Raw genomic sequence first — 17,280 nt, forward strand, 5'->3', positions numbered from 1 at the left:
TCAACGTTCAAACGCCCCACCACAGTGCACCAACCCCGCGCTCCCTCCCCAAAACGGTGAAATCCAACCGACGCAAAACTCCAAATCACTAATAAACAACATAAAAATTTCTGGCACACCCTTTGCAAACTCTTTCACTGAAGGGCAGCTCCACACAATTTGAACAATAGCTGGCTAGGGTTCCGGTTCACTAAGGTGAATGGCTGGTCCAAGAGCTGGCGACCTCTGAGAGGTTACACGGCGGGACAAAAACCCGGGAGACAGCAGCACCAACGGTGTCGCGCTGCCCCCTAATTTTGTGCCACTCAGAGGTCAAGAATGAAGAAAACGCCATTACTCCGCTCTCTTGTACTGTCGCTGGCGATGCTGGTCAGTCTCCCCACGTTTGCTGCTGTTAAAAAAGAATTCAACGTTTGCTGGACCATCTACGCCGGGTGGATGCCCTGGGGCACCATCAGCAGTAGCAAAATCATCGATAAATGGGCCAGTAAATACGGCATCAAAATCAATGTCGTTCAGCTCAACGACTACATCGAATCTATCAACCAGTACACCGCAGGCCAGTTTGATGGCTGCACCATGACCAACATGGACGCGCTGACCATTCCTGCGGCGGGCGGGGTTGATACCACTGCGCTTATCCTCGGCAGCTACTCGGAAGGCAATGACGGCGTAGTCATGAAAGGCGAGGGCAAAACCCTCAAGGACCTGAAAGGGATGAAGGTCTACCTGCCGGAATTGTCCGTTTCCCACTACCTGCTGGTGCGCGGCCTGGAAAAAGTCGGGCTGGCCGAGAAAGATGTCACCGTGGTGAACACCTCTGATGCGGATATCGTCTCGGCATTTGGCACGGCAAGCGTGCAGGCAGCCGTGGCCTGGAACCCGCAGCTTTCCGTTATCAAAGGCACTCCGAAAACCACCGAAGTCTTTAGCTCCTCTCAGGTACCGGGCGAGCTCATCGACATGATGGTCGTCAACAGTGAAACCCTGAAAGACAACCCGGCATTGGGTAAAGCGCTGACCGGCGCATGGTACGAAATGATGGGGCTGATGAAAGCGCAGGACGCAAACGCCCTGAATGAGATGGCCGCCGCCTCGGGAACCGATCTGGCGGGTTATCAGGCGCAGCTGAAAACGACGCACCTGTTCTACACCCCGCAGGACAACATCGCTTTTGTCACCTCGCCAGAGCTGGCGAAAACCATGCAGCGCGTGGCGTCATTCTCCTTCGAGAAAGGGCTGCTGGGCGATGGGGCGCAGAGTGCTGATTTTATCGGCATGAGCTTCCCGGGCAATATCACCCAGGGTGACGCGAACAACGTGAAACTGCGCTTTGACGACAGCTTCGTGAAAATGGCCGCTGCCGGCAAGCTGTGATAACTGACGGAGTTCGCCATGCGACAAATTAACCGCCATCCCACCTCAGGCATGAGGCTGATGCTTGTGATGTTGCCTTTTGTCCTGCTGCTGGCCGCCTACTTTTTTGGCTCCGCAGTGCGGCTGGAAGCCAACCCGCAGGACAAACTTTTGCCCGGCCTGCAACAGATGCTGGATGCACTTTCACGGATGGCGTTTAGCCCGGATAAACGCAGCGGTGAGTACCTGTTCTGGGTGGACACCCTGGTGAGCCTTGCCCGTCTGCTTACCGGGCTGGCGATTGCGTCGCTGATTGGCCTGTGCATTGGCGTCGCCGCCGGTGTATTCCCGCTGTGGCGGGCCTCGCTGTCACCGCTGATGACGGTGTTGTCGATGATCCCACCGCTGGCGATTTTACCGGTGCTGTTTATCGTGTTCGGGCTGGACGAGCTATCAAAAGTGATGCTGATTGTCATCGGCATCACCCCTATGCTGGCCCGTGACCTTGAACATCGTGCCTGTGAAATCCCGCCGGAGATCCTGATCAAGGCCCAGACGCTGGGAGCAAACAGCTGGACGCTGGTGCTGCGGGTGGTGCTGCCGCAGCTGCTGTCCCGCCTCTTAACCTCGCTGCGTCTGCTGCTGGGCTCGGCGTGGCTGTTCCTGATTTCAGCAGAGGCTATCTCGTCAACCGCCGGGCTTGGCTACCGTATTTTCCTCGTGCGCCGCTATATGGCCATGGACGTCATCATCCCCTATGTCCTGTGGATCACGCTGCTGGCATGGGTGATGGATCTGGCGCTGCGCAAGCTTCACAAGACCTGTTTCCCGTGGGCGGAAGGAGGAAAAGCATGAGTTTTATCACCATCAACAATATCTGGCAGGAATACGGCGAACACGTGGTGCTGGAGAACCTGAATTTAACGGTGAAAGAGGGCGAGTTCTGCTCGATGGTCGGGGCGTCTGGCTGCGGGAAATCGACATTCTTACGCCTGTTGCTGGGGCAAGAATCTCCAAGCCGGGGCTCCATCACTCTGGATGGCAACGTGCTGGCCGCTGAACCCGACAGCAGCCGTGGCGTGGTGTTTCAGCGTTACTCCGTTTTCCCGCACCTCAGCGTGCTGGATAACGTTGCCATCGGTCTTGAGCTGCCGCAATCACCGCTGTTCGGGCGGCTGTTTGGCGCGAAAAAACGCGCAGCGCGGGAACGGGCCGCGCAGATGCTGGAAAAAGTCGGCCTTGGTCACGCGTTGCACAAATACCCCGCGCAACTTTCCGGCGGGATGCAGCAGCGTCTGGCTATTGCCCAGGCGTTCATTATGCAGCCGCGCGTGTTGTTGCTTGATGAACCTTTCGGTGCGCTCGACCCGGGAATTCGTAAAGACATGCACGCCTTGCTGCTGCAACTGTGGGGTGAAACCCGCATGACGGTCTTTATGGTCACGCACGATCTTTCTGAAGGCTTCAATCTTGGCACCCGTTTGCTGGTGTTCGACAAAGTGCGCATTGATCCGCAGGCGCCTAATGCCTATGGCGCGCGCATTACTTACGACATCCCGCTCAACGAGACGCGCCTTTCAGCGCTGAGCGGTACCGCACAAGATAACGTTTACGCATTAAGGGGTTAATCCTGTGAATACAACAACATTACGCGAAGAGATCCTCCCCGGCGGCGGCCATCTCTCTTTTATCCTCAAGCGCGGGCAGATCCTGCGCATGACAGACACCGACGGTGGTGCAAACGTCAGCCTGATGATGCTCAACGCCCACCAGAAAAGTGAACGTCTGAACCTGCCAGACACCCTGAAAGGCCAGCACACCGCACGCCTGACGGCGGGGCACTGCTTTTATTCCGATATGGGCCGCGTGCTGACGGGGATCACCGCCGATACCTGCGGCTGGCATGATCCGTTTGGCGGCGTGCTCAACGCGGTCGAAGTAGCCGAAAAATACGGTCAGGGACGTTACCAGGAATTACGTAACGGCTACTTCCGTAACGGCGCGGATAACCTGCTGGTGGAGATGGGCAAGTGGGATCTCAACCTGGAAGACCTGCTGATGGTGGTGAACTTCTTCAGCAAAGTGTCGGTAGACAACAACGGCCAGTTCAGCTTCCACAGCGGTCATTCTCAGCCCGGCAGTTATGTCGAACTGTTTGCGCCGATGGACGTGCTGGTGGTGATGACGGCGTTGCAGCATCCGATGGACCCTTCCACCGAGTATGCGCCTCGCCCGGTAGCGCTAAGCTGGCGACAGGCGCAAGACGAAGAGGCGGCCATTAACGCGCTGCTCACGCGCCCGGAAAATGGCCGCGCCTTCACCAACACTCAACTTTTTGCCCTGTAAGGAGCCGCAAATGACCGTTGCCAGCGAAAAACACGCCCAACACGCTAGCTTCCGCCATGTGATCCCGGCGGGCGAACCTTACCTGTTCGAAGTGAAAAAAGGGCAGACCCTGCGCCTGCTTGACCTGGAAGGTAACCAGGCCGTCGACACGCTGTTTTATAACGCCGATAGCCCGCGCGAACGCTACGATGCCCAGCGCACACTGCGCCGCCAGAATAATGCCTACCTCACCACCGGCAGCGTACTGTACTCCAACCTTGGTAACCCGCTGCTGACTATCGTTGCCGATACCTGCGGACGCCACGATACCCTCGGGGGGGCCTGTGCTCAGGAAAGTAACACCGTGCGTTATTCCCTCGATAAACGCCATATGCACAGCTGTCGCGATAATTTCCTTTGCGCCTGTCTGCATGATGGTCGCCTGCAAAAGCGCGATATTGGTGCCAACATCAACTTCTTTATGAACGTGCCGGTTACGCCGCAGGGGGGATTAACCTTCGAAGACGGTATTTCCGCGCCGGGGAAATACGTTGAGCTGCGCGCGGAGTGCAACGTTATTGTGCTGATTTCCAACTGCCCGCAGCTCAACAACCCCTGCAACGGCTGGAACCCAACGCCTGCCGAGGTGCTGGTATGGAACTGACGCCAGGGCGCTGGCAGCGTCTGCGAAAGATGATTTATCGCCTGTTTGAAGTACGCGCCGGACGCATCCTGCCGTAACTGCTTTTTCCCCATGGACGACCATGCGGCGAGCCGATTTTCGGCGGGACGACCCGCCCCGATTGAGTCTTAACTATGTTTACTAAACTCTTGATCGCTAACCGCGGGGCCATTGCCTGCCGCATTCTTCGTACGCTGCGCACCATGAATGTGGGCGGTGTGGCAGTCTATTCTGAAGCTGATATCAGCAGCCTGCATATTCGTGAAGCCGATGAGGCCCTGAGTCTGGGCGAGGGCCCGGCGGCGAATACGTATCTGGTCACCGATAAAATTATCGCGGCGGCGAAAGCCAGCGGCGCACAGGCTATTCATCCGGGCTACGGGTTTCTCTCGGAAAATGCCGCCTTTGCCGAAGCCTGTGAAGCCGCAGGGATCGCCTTTGTCGGCCCTACGCCGGAACAGCTTCGTCTGTTTGGCCTGAAACACACCGCCCGCGCACTGGCGAAAGCGCATGGCGTACCGATGCTGGAAGGCACGGAACTGCTGGCGGATGTTGGCGAAGCGCTTCAGGCCGCTGAAACCGTGGGCTACCCGGTGATGCTAAAAAGCACGGCCGGGGGCGGCGGTATCGGGATGCGCGTGTGCTATTCCGCCGCCGAACTCAGCGAGGCATTTGATGCCGTGGTGCGCCTGGGCAAAAACAACTTTAGCGATGCGGGCGTGTTTATTGAGAAGTACATCGAGCGGGCTCGCCATCTTGAAGTGCAGCTGTTTGGTGACGGCAAGGGCGAGGTGATTGCCTTGGGTGTGCGGGACTGTTCGGTACAGCGCCGTAACCAGAAAGTGCTGGAAGAAACCCCCGCGCCCAACCTGCCTGCAGGCATGGAAAGCGCATTGTGCGAGGCGGCCATTAAGCTTGGTAAAGCGGTGAATTACCGCAGCGCGGGCACGGTCGAGTTCGTCTACGACAGCGATACCGCACGTTTTTATTTCCTCGAAGTGAATACCCGTTTGCAGGTCGAGCACGGCGTAACGGAGCAGGTTTGGGGCGTCGACCTGGTGCGCTGGATGATTACGCTTGCCGCAGGCGAGATGCCATCGCTTGCTGCGCTGCGCGAAAGCCTCACCGCCAGTGGGCACGCCATTCAGGCGCGTGTGTATGCTGAAGATCCCGGTCGTCAGTTTCAGCCTTCGCCCGGCCTGCTGACCGAAGTGGTCTTCCCGGAAGATGACCGCGCCACGTTGCGTATCGACCGTTGGGTGGAATCTGGTTGTGAGGTACCACCGTTTTTTGACCCAATGCTGGCGAAGATTATTGCGTGGCAACCGACAAGGGATGAGGCCATTCGCGCGCTGCACGCGGCACTGGGCGAAACGCGGCTCTACGGCGTGGAGACGAACCGCAGTTACCTCCGACAGATTTTAACCTTCACGCCATTTGCCAGCGGCGAACCCTGGACGCGTTGCCTGGAAGGACTGACTTACCAGGCTTCCACCCTGGAGGTGCTTAGCGCCGGGACACAAACCACGGTTCAGGATTATCCGGGACGCGTGGGGTACTGGGCCGTGGGCGTGCCGCCCTCCGGGCCAATGGACAGCCGTGCCTTGCGCCTGGGTAACCGCCTGCTCGGCAACGAAGAGAGCGCTGCGGCGCTGGAAATCACCCTCAGCGGCCCCACGCTGAAATTCAACTGCGACGCGCAGCTGGCCGTCACCGGGGCTGAAATAGACCTGACGCTGGACGGCGAACCACTGGCAAACAACGCCGTCTTTACGGTGCGTGCCGGGATGACGCTGCGCATGGGGGATATTCGCGGTGATGGCGTGCGCAGTTATCTTTGCCTGCGCGGCGGGTTTAACGTGCCGGATTATCTGGGCAGCAAAAGTACCTTCACCCTGGGCCAGTTTGGCGGGCACGCCGGGCGCGCGCTGCGTACCGGGGATGTACTGCACCTTACGCCGCTTACTTCTGCAGGCAGCGAGGCCGTTTTACCCCAGGCGCTGCGCACCACGTTTGCGCCCGTGCGTGAACTGCGGGTGATTTACGGGCCGCACGGCGCGCCGGAATATTTTACTCCGGGCTATGTGGCGACCTTTTTCGCAACCGAGTGGGAAGTGCATTTCAACTCCAGCCGCACCGGGGTGCGGCTGATTGGCCCGAAACCAGAGTGGGTGCGTGAAAGCGGTGGCGAAGCGGGGCTGCATCCGTCGAACATTCACGATAACCCGTACGCCATTGGCGCTGTTGATTTTACGGGTGACATGCCGGTGATCCTCGGCCCGGATGGCCCGAGTCTGGGTGGATTTGTGTGCCCGGTCACCATCATCGAAGCCGATTTACACGCCGTCGGACAGCTGAAAGCTGGCGATAAGGTGCGCTTTGTGCCCGTGGATATTGCCACTGCACGGCGGCTGGCGCAGGCGCAGGAAGCGCTAGTCAACAACCTGCATCCGCAGGATGTGGCGTGGCAACCGTCAGAGCTCACGTCACCCATAGTTCTTGAGCAGGGTCATGCGGACAAACGTCTGGTGGCGCGGCTGTCCGGCGATACGCACCTGCTGCTGGAGATTGGTGAGCCGGAGCTGGATCTGGTGCTGCGTTTTCGCGCCCATGCGCTGATGCAGGTTCTGGAAAGTCGCGCGCTTGACGGGGTTATCGATCTGACGCCGGGGATTCGCTCGTTGCAGGTTCACTATCAGCCGGAAGAGCTGAGCCTGGCGAGCCTGCTGGATGTGGTTGCCGGATTGTGGCAAAGCGTCTGCGAGCGCGAGGATCTGGATGTGCCTTCGCGTATTGTCTGGCTGCCGCTGTCATGGGACGATCCTGCCTGCCAGAAGGCTATCGACAAATATATGACCACCGTGCGTCGTGATGCGCCATGGTGCCCGAGCAACCTGGAGTTTATTCGCCGTATCAACGATCTGGCGAATATCGACCAGGTCTACAAAACGGTGTTTGACGCCAGCTATCTGGTGATGGGGCTGGGGGATGTTTACCTCGGTGCGCCGGTGGCCACGCCGCTCGACCCGCGTCATCGTCTGGTGACCACCAAGTACAACCCGGCGCGTACCTGGACTGCGGAAAACTCGGTGGGTATCGGTGGGGCATATCTGTGTGTTTACGGGATGGAAGGACCTGGCGGGTATCAGTTTGTCGGGCGCACGTTGCAGATGTGGAATCGCTATCACGCGGTTGAGGACTTCGGCGGTAAGCCCTGGCTGCTGCGCTTCTTCGACCAGATCCGTTTCTATCCTGTCTCTGCCGACGAGCTGCTGACCATCCGGCGTGATTTCCCGCTGGGACGCTACCCGCTACGCATCGAGCACACCACACTGAAGCTGGCGGAATATCAGCAGTTCCTTACCGATGAAGCCACAGAAATTGCCGCGTTTCGCACGCATCAGCAGGGGGCGTTTGACGCTGAGCGCGAACGCTGGATTGCCAACGGTCAGGCCCATTTCGACAGCAGTGATGTGCTGGTGGATGAAGGGGACGATGCACCGCTCAAACCCGGCCAGGAAGGGGTTGAAAGCCCGGTGTCTGGCAATCTGTGGCAAGTGAATGTTGAAGTCGGCAAGCCGGTACGGGAAGGTGATGTGCTGGTGGTGCTGGAATCCATGAAGATGGAGATCCCGCTGCTTGCCACACAGGACGGTGTGGTAAGCCAGGTGCGCGTGCAGCCGGGGTCATCGGTTCGCGCAGGGCAGTGTGTGGTCGTTCTGGAGAAAACAGCATGATGCATCCATTTGATTTACGTCTTGATGTTCTGGCTCAGGCCTACAGTGAGGGGCGTTTTACGCCGCGTGAAGTTATTACCACGCTGCGTGAGCGTGCGCTGGCGTTAAACCCGGAGTTTAACGCCTTTATTTATATCCTGACGTCAGCCGAGCTGGAGCCGTATCTCGCCGCGCTGGAAGGGGCTGATCCTGCATCGTTACCGCTCTATGGCATCCCCTTTGCCATCAAGGACAACATCGATCTGGCGAGGATTGAAACCACCGCGGCCTGCCCGGCGTTTGCCTACCGGGCGCAAGAGGATGCGACCATTGTCGGGCAGTTGATTGCGTTGGGTGCAGTACCGCTCGGAAAGACCAACCTTGACCAGTTTGCCACCGGGTTAAACGGCACTCGTTCACCGTATGGCCTGTGTCGTAATAGCGTTCATGCGGATTATCCGTCGGGTGGCTCCAGTGCCGGGTCGTCCCTGGCAGTAGCCCTGGGAATGACGAGTTTCGCCCTTGGCACGGACACCGCGGGAAGCGGTCGCGTTCCAGCCTCGCTGAATAACCTGGTGGGGCTGAAAGCCACCAAAGGGTTAATTTCAACGGCTGGCGTGGTGCCAGCCTGTCGCACCCTGGACTGCGTAACCTTCTTTACCGCTACCGCCGCAGAGGCCAGCCGCTTGCTGGCGCTGACGGCGGTACTTGACCCGCGTGATGATTACAGCCGCGCTAACCCATCCTGGAATGGTATTCAGGCCTTTGGCGCGCCGGAGCCCGGGTTCCGCTTTGGGATCCCGGACACCCTGGAATTCCTGGGCTGCGCCGAAAGTGAAGCGCTGTTTAATGCCGCCAAAACGCGCCTGATTGCGCTCGGTGGCGTGCCGGAAATCATCGACTTCTCGCCGTTCCTGGCCGCGGCAAAGCTGTTATACGACGGTCCGTGGGTGGCAGAGCGTTACCACGTGGCGGGTAAACTGATTGAGCAGCAACCGGATGCCGTGCTGCCGGTGATCCGCGATGTCCTGCAAAAAGCACCGTCAACGGATGCAGTGGCGGCGTTTGATGCCCAGTACAAATTGCAGCATTACAAAATGCAGTGTGATGCCATTATGGCAGGGGTTTCATGTGTATTAACGCCAACCTATCCACGGCCTGTGACCCTGGCGGAGCTGGCGGCGGAGCCGGTGAAACGCAATTCCGACCTTGGGGTATACACCAACTTTATGAACCTGCTCGACTACGCGGCGGTTGCGGTTCCGGCGGGCGTTATGGCGAATGGGTTGCCTTCTGGCGTGACGCTGTTTGGCCGTGCTTTTACAGACCAGTATTTGCTGAGCCTTGCCGATGCCTTACAACGCACTCAGCCGCTGGCTTTGCCTGGCGGGCGGGAAATGCGCACTGAAGCCCCGGCAAACTGTGCAACCCACGACAAAATGGCCATTGTAGTTTGCGGCGCGCATCTCGACGGACTGGCGCTAAATAACCAGTTGCGTCAGCGTGGAGCCACCTTGCAGAACGCCACCCGCAGTGCGCCGCATTACCGGCTGTATGCACTGGCAGATGGTAAACGGCCCGGCATGGTACGTACCCGGGAGCAGGGGGCAGCTATCGCGGTTGAGGTGTGGGACGTGCCGCACAGCGAAGTGGGATCGTTTCTGGCCGGTATTCCCGCGCCTTTGGGGTTAGGCAAAATCGAGCTGGAGGACGGGCGCTGGTTAACCGGGTTTATCTGCGAAGAGTATGGATTGCAGAATGCGCGGGACATTACGGAGTTTGGCGGGTGGCGCGCGTGGCTTGCCAGCAGTAAGCAATAAAAAGCTGAAAAGGGCAGCCAGTGGAAACACTGGCTGCGAGGGTTTAACGGTAAAGCGGTTTTTCCGCGACCGGGATCAGCAGGGTAGATTGCCAGTCAGCCAGCGTAAGCTGCGCCAGTTTTCCGAGGGCAACGTAGAAAGGGTGCCCGGCATTGTCGATAAACACCGAGAGGAAGCGGTGGCTCCACGGCAGAAGATGCCATGCCAGCAGTTGGTCGCATTGCGTATCACGACCATTCTCCGCAAGCCAGGCTGCCAGCATCAGTAACGTGCCGATGTGATCTTCTGGCTCGTTTTGTTGCATGTCGAAAGCTATCGCGTTTTCACGCATCCACTGGCGCAGGGCCAGGGTCGACTCACCGAATAAAACGGACTCACGATCCAGCCAGACGGAACCCCACGGCGGGGCCGGGAGTGCATAGGGGCCAATAAACAGGCGTTGCCAGGCCTCTGATAACGGCTCATCGGCAGGGGTTTTAAACGTCTGCGCGATACTAACCAGCGACTGATGGGCGTACGGCCAGTCCTGATACCAGTCGCTTGTGGTGAGCGCACTCACCAGCGGTGCAGCCTGTTCGCTGTCCGGGGCATACCCGAACAGTGCGCCCAGAACCCGGGCACTGAAAGCGAAAGACTCGCGTTGTGATAATTCAATCATTACGACATTCCTTGCGCGTGTGCGGGTTGCCCCGCACGCGTGTATTAACCGGCAATCGCCATACCTGCGGTCATGTGCAGGCCGTAAAACAGCCCGCGGCCAATCAGCTCACCGAATACCACCAGCACAATCCCGGCGAACAGGCCGAGCGTTTTTGGCTCCTGGCGGCGAATAAGCGGGCACAGCCAGCAACCTAATCCGGCTGTTACTAACAGGATACGCCAGATTTGCCATGTGCCATACTCCGGTAGCAGGGCGCTGGCCTGCTGGACTGAGCTGTGGATCGTGGCTAATTCGTTACTTTGCAGCACAATCACACCCACGCTTGCCAGCAGTGCCAGGACGCTCAGCGTCGCGGCGGCAGAACCCTTAAAGGGTGCCCTGGCCACTCGTAGCAACAGTGCGGCAAAGAGCGGGCCGCCAAGAACTAACGTCAGGAAAAACGCCAGCGTGGTGTAGCCGGTGTACCAGGTGGGGACGGTGTCTATCTGATATACACGGGTCATCGCCCAGACAAAAACCAGGCCAAGAAGCTGGCTCACCAGCAGCCAGATTTTGCCCAGCGCCGGGGGCATTTTACCGATAACAGACACCAGCCACCAGAACCCGCCAACGGCAAAAAACACCGAACCGGCCGCGATTTCGTTACTGAGCGCGGAGGCGCCGACGCGGTTAAGCGAATTAAACGCGCGGATCGGGGAGCCCAGATGCAGCACCGAGGCGATAAAGCCAATCCCCATCACAACCCATAAAAAGAACATGCTGCGCACAATGCGCGCTTTTGCAACTGCGTCTTCCTCTTTGAACCAGGCAAATCCGCTGACAATTAACGCACCTGCCACGCACTGCCCAAAGACGGTGAAGATCACCAGCGGCCATTCATGCCATCCACTTCCCATCTCACACCTCCTTCGGATTTGCCAGGTAGCCGGTGGTATCACCCGTCGGGCGGCTGTTGGCGTTAGGTTTAATCACAATGCTCGGCTTCGTGAAGTGCGCAGACGGCAGGGGCGCTACCGCTGCAAGCTGGCCGTGCTTTTGGCGCAGCTCTTCAATCGGGCCAAAGTCCAGCGCGCGCAGCGGGCAGGATTCCACGCAGATCGGTTTTTTGCCGTCGGCCACGCGGGTGTGGCAGCCGTCGCACTTGGTCATATGGCCTTTGGCGGCGTTGTACTGCGGCGCACCATACGGGCAGGCCATGTGGCAGTAGCGGCAGCCGATACAGACATCTTCATCCACCACCACAAAACCATCGTCACGCTTGTGCATCGCCCCGCTCGGACACACTTTGGTGCAGGCCGGATCTTCGCAGTGGTTGCAGGCAATCGACAGGTAGTAGGCAAACACGTTCTGATGCCAGACGCCGTTATCCTCCTGCCAGTCGCCACCTGCGTATTCGTAAATACGGCGGAAGCTGACACCCGGGGTTAAGTCTTTGTAATCCTTACAGGCCAGTTCGCAGGTCTTGCAACCGGTGCAGCGGCTGGAATCAATATAAAATCCATACTGGGTTGTCATCGGTTACTCCTTATACCTTCTCGATCTGCACCAGGTTGGTGTGTTGTGGGTTACCTTTCGCCAGCGGAGAAGGGCGGTGCGTGGTCAGCGTGTTGATGCAGGAGCCGTGGTCAACCCGATCGCCATTCATGTTGGCATCGTGCCAGGCACCCTGGCCCATGGCGCTCACGCCCGGCATGATGCGCGGCGTGACTTTCGCCGGAATACGCAGTTCCCCACGGCTATTGAAGACGCGCACCATATCGCCGTTTTTAATCCCGCGTTGCGCCGCATCGACCGGGTTCAGCCAGACTTCCTGGCGACACGCCGCTTTCAGTACGTCGACGTTGCCGTAGCTTGAGTGGGTGCGGGCCTTAAAGTGGAAGCCAAACAGCTGCAGCGGGTAGGTGCTGCGTTCAGGTGCATCCCATCCGTCAAACGTGGAGGCATACACCGGCAGCGGGGTGATGGTTTCGTCTTTTTCCAGCTCCCAAGTCGAGGCGATTTTCGCAAGCGGGCTGGAGTAAATTTCAATCTTACCGGAAGGGGTTTTCAGCGGGTTCGCCGCAGGGTCATCGCGGAATTTCTTGTATGCGACAAAGTGCCCGGCAGGATCTTTGCGCTTATAAATACCCATTTTTTTCAGCTCATCATACGAAGGCAGTTTGGCGTCTTTTTCCAGCATTTTGGCGTAGAGATACTGTAACCACTGCTCCTGAGTGCGCCCTTCAGTAAACTGCTGATAAATATCCGGGCCGAGTCGTTTAGCGACTTCACTCATGATCCAGTAGATCGGTTTACGTTCGAACTTCGGTGCGGTAACCGGCTGGAGGAATATCAGGTAACCCATGTTACCGGCGTAGTCGTTAGGAATAATGTCTTCCTGCTCTACGGTCATCAGGTCTGGCAACACGATGTCGGCGTACTTCGCGGACGAGGTCATGAAGTTGTCGATCACGACGATCATTTCGCATTTGCTTTCGTCCTGCAAAATGTCGTGGGTTTTATTGATATCGGAATGCTGGTTGGTGATGGTGTTCCCGGCATAGTTCCAGATAAATTTAATCGGCACGTCGAGCTTATCTTTGCCACGCACGCCGTCGCGCAGCGCCGTCATTTCCGGGCCGCGCACAATGGCGTCCGTCCAGCTAAAGCAGGAGATTTGCGTTTTTACCGGGTTATCCGGCAGCGGCATACGTTCGATGGTGATGGTGTAGGTAGACTCACGCGCGCCGCTGTTGCCGCCGTTGATCCCTACGTTGCCGGTCAGAATTGGCAGCATGGCAATAGCGCGCGAGGTTTGCTCACCGTTCGCCTGGCGCTGTGGCCCCCATCCCTGACAGATATAGGCTGGTTTTGCGGAGCCGATTTCACGGGCAAGTTTGATGATACGGTCGGCAGGAATACCCGTGATACGCGACGCCCATTCCGGCGTTTTGGCGGTGGCATCATCGCCCTGGCCGAGGATATAGGCTTTGTAGTGGCCGTTGGCTGGCGCGCCTTCCGGCAGCGTTTTTTCGTCGTATCCTACGCAGTATTTATCCAGGAATGGCTGGTCAACCAGGTTCTCGTCGATCAGTACCCACGCAATCCCGGCGACCAGCGCGGCATCGGTGCCCGGACGAATCGGTATCCACTCGTCTTCGCGTCCGGCGGCGGTATCGGTGTAGCGCGGATCGATAACGATCATGCGGGCATTGGAACGCTCGCGGGCCTGTTCCAGATAGTAAGTGATCCCGCCGCCGCTCATGCGCGTTTCCGCGGGGTTATTGCCGAACATCACCACCAGTTTGGTGTTTTCGATATCGGAAGTGCTGTTGCCGTCGTTGCTGCCATAGGTGTAAGGCATTGCACAGGCAATTTGAGCCGTACTGTAGGTGCCGTAATGGCTCAGGAAACCGCCGTAGCAGTTCATCAGACGCGCCACTAACGAGGCATAAGGGGAGGAGCGGGTGATATTACCGCCGACAATGCCGGAGGAGTAGTTGATGTACACCGCTTCATTACCATACTTTTCCACCACGCCTTTCAGGCTGGCAGTCAGGGTATTCAGGGCTTCATCCCAGCTGATGCGCTCAAACTTGCCCTCGCCGCGTTTACCCACGCGTTTCATCGGGTAGTTAAGGCGGTCCGGGTGGTTGATACGACGACGGATTGACCGTCCGCGAAGGCAGGCGCGAACCTGATGATTGCCGTAAATATCGTCGCCGGTGTTATCGGTTTCCACCCAATACACTTCGTTATCGCGCACGTGCAGGCGCAGCGCACACCGGCTACCACAGTTTACGGAGCAGGCTCCCCAGACCACTTTATCTTCAGCGGGAGACACGGCATCTTTCACCGCTGCGGCTGCGCTTTTCAAACCGAAAGGTAATGAAAGCCCACCGGCGGCAAGCGCCAGTGAGCCAATTGCGGTGGATTTAACCAGCGTTCGACGGCTAATCCCGCCGTGGATATCTGCCTCGGACATGACTCACTCCATCATTGTAGTGGGAATTATTTACGCCCGTTATTACAACCGGGCTAATGATGGGTGAGTTTTACTTATTTGAGGGTACTAAATATTAATCCTCATCAAATCAAAGGGTATTGTTGCAGCGAAATTGGATAAAAATCACTGCGGTTCACTTTGCGTGCTGTCCTGAGCGCCCGCTGCCGCACCGCTTCCTGTGCGGATGTACAAAATTTTGAAGGTATCGTTGGCACAATGCCCAACTACCTGTGCATCCGGCTGGTCGGCCTGATCGTTCGGCACGATGTTCAGCGTAAAGCCGGTTTCAGGCACGCCGTTGTTAACAATCTTCTGCTGGATGTCGCTTTTAATTCGCTCGCACGAATCCGGGGCAGCCAGAATGGCCGGGGAAACACTCATCAACAGCAGGGCGGTAATCCAGGGTAACCGTTTCATCTGTAGCTCCTTTTCTCTTCTCTGTATATAGAATGATTTTAGCAGGGTTCGCGTAAACATATGTATTTGCTAATATGATTGGGAATTATCTCCCTGTATCGGTAAATAATGTGAAGAAATACGCAGTGATGACGCTTCTGGCTACGGTGCTGGTGGGGTGCGATAACGCCTCTACGCCGTTGTCTTTTTCGCCGGAGATGGCCAGTTTCTCAAATGAGTTTGATTTTGATCCCCTTCGCGGGCCGGTAAAAGACTTTACCCAGACGTTGCTCAACGATAAGGGTGAAGTCTCGAAACGGGTAACGGGCACGGTATCAACAGAAGGGTGCTTTGATACGCTGGAATTACACGACCTGGAGGCCAATACCGGTGTCGCGCTGGTACTTGATGCCAACTACTATCTCGACGCGGAAACGCAGCAACGTAAGGTGAAATTGCAGGGCAAATGCCAGCTCGCGGAACTGCCTTCGGCAGGTGTGACCTGGGACACCGACGACAATGGGTTTGTGGTGGCCGCGCACGGAAAAGAGATGGAAGTGAAATATCGCTATGATGCAGAAGGGTATCCGCTGGGAAAAACAACGGTATCCGGTGAGCAACATCTGTCTGTTCAGGCCACGCCGTCAAAAGATGTGCGTAAAAAACTGGACTACACGGCAATCAGCCTGCTGAACGACAAGCAGCTCGGGCACGTAAAACAGAGCTGTGATTACGATCGACATAACAACCCGGTCACCTGCCAATTGCTTATCACCGACGACAGCGTAAAACCGGCAGTTGAACGCAAGTACACCATCAAGAACAGCATTGATTACTATTGATGAAAATGAAAACCGCGCAGGTTATTGCGCGGTTGGTTTTAGCAGGCTTGCAGAAGATGCTTTGTGTCCGGCCAGGTGTTGATGCTGGAAGATACACATGCGAATGGTGTTGCGGTACTCACCATTGATAAAGAACTCATGAATCAGCTCACCTTCCACCATAAAGCCCAGTTTGCGGTAGATATGGATCGCTTTTTCGTTCTCTTTATCGACGATGAGATACAGCTTATAGAGATTCAGGACGTTAAACCCATAATCCATCGCCAGCTTTGCCGCCCGTGACGCCAGGCCCTTACCCTGGTATTCCGGCGAAATAATTATCTGAAATTCTGCCCGACGGTGAACGTGGTTTATCTCAACCAGTTCGACCAGACCGGCTTTTTCGCCTTCACACTCCACTACAAAACGCCGCTCACTTTGGTCGTGAATGTGCTTATCGTAGAGATCTGACAGCTCGACAAACGCTTCGTAAGGCTCTTCAAACCAGTAGCGCATCACGCTGGCATTGTTATCGAGCTGATGGACGAAGCGCAGATCCTCGCGTTCCAGTGGACGAAGTTTAACGGCTAACATATCGGCCATACTGACTCCGTGACATCAGGGGGCAACAGTGCGGCCGGTACGGCGATCCAGGCAGCGCAGCGTGTTAGGTTCCCAGTAGGCATTGACGTTCGCGCTTTGCTGGCACTTATCACGCGCATCAAAAGCGACATCTTCTTTGTCCCACTCTTTTTCAGTCCGCTTGTTCACCTTTTGACGAAGGTTGCGGGTGTCATTCCATTGTTCTTTGTCCATAGCAGCGTTCTGGCGGCTTTGCGCGCTATCACCAGACTCGATAACGAGCTTGCTGGTTTCGGCTGATGCGGTGGCGGCGAAGGCGAACGTTGACAGCGCGAGTATCGCTGACAGACAAAGGCGTTTGCTTAATGTAGTCATCGCGTTTCCTTTTTAATGGGTGCAGATAAACGTTTTACCCAACCCGGATTCTACACCAATCCAAAAGGACGGCATACCCGTGCGGCAGGTATGGAAAAGTAAAGGAGATTATCGCGTATGATGTCTCAATCAATCCTCAAAAGATGTTCGATATGATTAAAACAACGCTGCTTTTTTTTGCCACCGCACTGTGTGAAATCATCGGTTGTTTCTTACCCTGGCTCTGGCTGAAAAAGGGGGCCTCGGTATTCCTGCTGGTTCCCGCCGGGATAGCGCTGGCACTTTTTGTCTGGCTGTTAACGCTGCATCCCGCCGCCAGTGGCCGGGTCTACGCGGCCTACGGTGGCGTATACGTTTGCACGGCGCTGCTCTGGCTTCGGGTTGTGGACGGCGTCAAACTGAGCCTGTACGACTGGGCTGGCGCGCTGGTTGCACTGTGCGGGATGCTGATCATCGTGGCAGGATGGGGGCGCACGTAGGTGCCCCAATTTTGTGATCGCTCGCTTATTTTGTGATCATTATACTTGTATGGTAGTAGTGTAGTTGAGTAAATTTCCTGCA

At 57.0% G+C, this 17,280-nt stretch carries 16 protein-coding genes and 1 riboswitch; of the genes, 9 read left to right on the forward strand and 7 right to left on the reverse strand.

What is annotated here, in order from left to right:
- The first annotated feature begins 163 nt into the window (after positions 1 to 163).
- Positions 164 to 262, forward strand: a riboswitch (guanidine-I (ykkC/yxkD leader).
- Positions 263 to 318: 56 nt separating this feature from the next.
- The 7 genes from ACT9TW_RS15895 (at position 319) to atzF (ending at position 9,899) form a co-directional block, all read left to right on the forward strand.
- Positions 319 to 1,377 carry a putative urea ABC transporter substrate-binding protein gene (locus ACT9TW_RS15895; protein WP_446492985.1) on the forward strand — a complete coding sequence of 353 codons (1,059 nt, stop codon included), beginning with the start codon at positions 319 to 321 and terminating at the stop codon, positions 1,375 to 1,377.
- 18 nt (positions 1,378 to 1,395) lie between these two features.
- Positions 1,396 to 2,211 (forward strand): ABC transporter permease, encoded by an 816-nt coding sequence (locus ACT9TW_RS15900; RefSeq protein WP_446492986.1) that lies wholly within the window; start codon positions 1,396 to 1,398, stop codon positions 2,209 to 2,211.
- Positions 2,208 to 2,984, forward strand: a complete 777-nt coding sequence (locus ACT9TW_RS15905; RefSeq protein ID WP_182060905.1) for an ABC transporter ATP-binding protein — start codon at positions 2,208 to 2,210, stop codon at positions 2,982 to 2,984. The genes ACT9TW_RS15900 and ACT9TW_RS15905 overlap by 4 nt, the downstream gene beginning before the upstream one ends.
- A 4-nt stretch (positions 2,985 to 2,988) precedes the next feature.
- Positions 2,989 to 3,702 (forward strand): urea amidolyase associated protein UAAP1, encoded by a 714-nt coding sequence (locus ACT9TW_RS15910; RefSeq protein WP_446492987.1) that lies wholly within the window; start codon positions 2,989 to 2,991, stop codon positions 3,700 to 3,702.
- Positions 3,703 to 3,712: 10 nt separating this feature from the next.
- Positions 3,713 to 4,345 carry an urea amidolyase associated protein UAAP2 gene (locus ACT9TW_RS15915; RefSeq protein WP_182060907.1) on the forward strand — a complete coding sequence of 211 codons (633 nt, stop codon included), beginning with the start codon at positions 3,713 to 3,715 and terminating at the stop codon, positions 4,343 to 4,345.
- Between the two features lie 152 nt (positions 4,346 to 4,497).
- Entirely contained in the window at positions 4,498 to 8,100 is a 3,603-nt protein-coding gene (gene uca, locus ACT9TW_RS15920) for an urea carboxylase (protein WP_446492988.1), read from the forward strand.
- Positions 8,097 to 9,899: an allophanate hydrolase gene (gene atzF, locus ACT9TW_RS15925; protein ID WP_446492989.1), complete on the forward strand. Its 1,803-nt coding sequence runs from the start codon at positions 8,097 to 8,099 to the stop codon at positions 9,897 to 9,899. Before uca ends, atzF begins: the two co-directional genes overlap by 4 nt.
- A gap of 43 nt (positions 9,900 to 9,942) precedes the next feature.
- Here the strand turns inward: atzF and dmsD are convergent, their stop codons facing one another.
- The 5 genes from dmsD to ACT9TW_RS15950 all read right to left on the reverse strand — a co-directional run bounded on the left by dmsD (position 9,943) and on the right by ACT9TW_RS15950 (position 14,962).
- Complete coding sequence (dmsD, locus tag ACT9TW_RS15930; RefSeq protein ID WP_182060910.1) at positions 9,943 to 10,557, reverse strand: Tat proofreading chaperone DmsD; 615 nt, start codon at positions 10,555 to 10,557, stop codon at positions 9,943 to 9,945.
- A gap of 44 nt (positions 10,558 to 10,601) precedes the next feature.
- On the reverse strand, positions 10,602 to 11,456 hold the full coding sequence (locus tag ACT9TW_RS15935; protein ID WP_182060911.1) for a dimethyl sulfoxide reductase anchor subunit family protein: 855 nt from the start codon (positions 11,454 to 11,456) through the stop codon (positions 10,602 to 10,604).
- A gap of 1 nt (position 11,457) precedes the next feature.
- Positions 11,458 to 12,075 (reverse strand): DMSO/selenate family reductase complex B subunit, encoded by a 618-nt coding sequence (locus ACT9TW_RS15940; RefSeq protein ID WP_446492990.1) that lies wholly within the window; start codon positions 12,073 to 12,075, stop codon positions 11,458 to 11,460.
- A gap of 10 nt (positions 12,076 to 12,085) precedes the next feature.
- Entirely contained in the window at positions 12,086 to 14,524 is a 2,439-nt protein-coding gene (gene ynfE, locus ACT9TW_RS15945) for a selenate/tellurate reductase subunit YnfE (protein ID WP_446492991.1), read from the reverse strand.
- A gap of 144 nt (positions 14,525 to 14,668) precedes the next feature.
- A complete protein-coding gene (locus tag ACT9TW_RS15950) occupies positions 14,669 to 14,962 on the reverse strand; it encodes a DUF1161 domain-containing protein (protein WP_446492992.1) in 294 nt (97 codons plus the stop codon).
- 74 nt (positions 14,963 to 15,036) lie between these two features.
- Between ACT9TW_RS15950 and ACT9TW_RS15955 the strand changes: the two genes are divergently transcribed.
- Positions 15,037 to 15,783 carry a YnfC family lipoprotein gene (locus tag ACT9TW_RS15955; RefSeq protein ID WP_395678269.1) on the forward strand — a complete coding sequence of 249 codons (747 nt, stop codon included), beginning with the start codon at positions 15,037 to 15,039 and terminating at the stop codon, positions 15,781 to 15,783.
- A gap of 21 nt (positions 15,784 to 15,804) precedes the next feature.
- On the opposite strand, the gene speG is transcribed toward ACT9TW_RS15955, so the two are convergent.
- Both speG and ACT9TW_RS15965 read right to left on the reverse strand, forming a co-directional pair.
- Positions 15,805 to 16,365: a spermidine N1-acetyltransferase gene (gene speG / locus ACT9TW_RS15960; protein ID WP_182060916.1), complete on the reverse strand. Its 561-nt coding sequence runs from the start codon at positions 16,363 to 16,365 to the stop codon at positions 15,805 to 15,807.
- A 15-nt stretch (positions 16,366 to 16,380) separates the two neighbouring features.
- A complete protein-coding gene (locus tag ACT9TW_RS15965; protein ID WP_182060917.1) occupies positions 16,381 to 16,719 on the reverse strand; it encodes a DUF1283 family protein in 339 nt (112 codons plus the stop codon).
- 152 nt (positions 16,720 to 16,871) lie between these two features.
- On the opposite strand from ACT9TW_RS15965, the gene ACT9TW_RS15970 reads away from it, so the two are divergent.
- Positions 16,872 to 17,198: a YnfA family protein gene (locus tag ACT9TW_RS15970; RefSeq protein WP_041162057.1), complete on the forward strand. Its 327-nt coding sequence runs from the start codon at positions 16,872 to 16,874 to the stop codon at positions 17,196 to 17,198.
- Positions 17,199 to 17,280 lie beyond the last annotated feature (82 nt).

The organism is Enterobacter sp. C4G1, assembly GCF_052886895.1.